Annotated in this window: 1 protein-coding gene; it reads left to right on the forward strand. The window is 40.5% G+C overall.

From position 1 onward, the window contains the following. Positions 1 to 1321: extracellular solute-binding protein (locus AC1DWN_RS33815; RefSeq protein ID WP_477563196.1), on the forward strand; the 1321-nt coding region annotated here is incomplete at its 5' end. Positions 1322 to 1337: the final 16 nt, after the last annotated feature.

A 1337-nucleotide genomic window follows, 5' to 3' on the forward strand; every position in this document is an offset into this window, starting at 1 on the left:
GAAGAAAACTGTGTCTCCCAGAAAATATGTGCCGCTTGTTATCGGTGCGTTACTGTTAGCGGCGCTTTTGCTTACTCAATTTTCACGAAATTCAGATCCTGCCAGTATAGGCAAACCAGATGGTAAGCAGTTGGATCCCCCGGTACCTAACAAGCAAAAGATTGAAAAGCATATTGATATTAATGTAAACGTTTCCTTAACTAATGAACAATTTAGAAAGCTTAATGAACTGCATCGGGATTTTATAAATAAATATCCTTATATACAAGTTAATATAAGGAATGTAGCTTCAAGTGATGAAGCGTATGCCTTGTGGGTCGAGCAGAGTCAGCAAGGCCGAGGTATTGACGTCATGCTGCTAGATAACGGATGGGTTAAACCCTTTGCAGTACGGGGATTTTTAAAACCAACAGAAAGTATGATGACAGGAGATGTGTTAACAGATCAAATGTCTGCACTGCTATATCCGCTGAAATGGAACGGCTACATTTGGGGTGTTCCTGAAAGTGTTAATCCATATATAGTCATCTGGAATCATACTTTATTAGTGGAAGCTGGATTTAAAAACCCGCCGAATGATTGGGCTTCCTTTCAAGCGGTTACTGAGAAGGTTATGGCATTAAATGCGGATACAAGCATAATTAATTTAAGTCCTGGAGATTTGCAGCAGCAGTTGGTATGGCATTCATTATTCCAATTAGGACGATCAAATATCGTTAACTTGCAATCACTAAACAAAGAGCAAATGGAGCGACTTCAATGGCTCGAGACGATTGAGCCGCGTATAAGCCGGTTAAAGACAGAGGCAGTAACTGATTTAAGCGAGGCTATGTCTGCAAGCAAACTGCTCCTGGCTATTTTACCTTGGAATGTCTATGAGAAAATGCCCTCTACCGTTCAGGATCAAGTTATTGTTGATCAGAAAGAAATTTATTTTCCGTGGTTAAATGGCAGAAGCTATGTCATATCTTCTAGCAGTGATGTGGTGGAGGAAGCGACACTTTGGATTAGAGAAATGACAAATACTGATAATCAACAGAAGGCATATGATGAATTAGGCCAGCTGCCGGCAAGAGCTTCATTGTATAAAAGTAGTCATTTCGAGCAGAAAGATGAGTCGCGAATTCCTCCAAGATGGTGGCTTGATATCCTAATTGAAAAGCAGACAGATGAACAATCAGCATTAATGGACCCGATATGGCCGGAACGTTGGAAGCTGTGGAAGCAGCAGTGGCAACTTTATTCGCAGAAAACGATAGAGATGGATACTTTTCTAAAATCATTAAACATACAGAAAGAAGCTTCTTCAGTCAGCGACTAAAGGAGCTTCTTTCTCA

It is taken from the genome of Paenibacillus sp. P4_A7 (genome assembly GCF_056402455.1).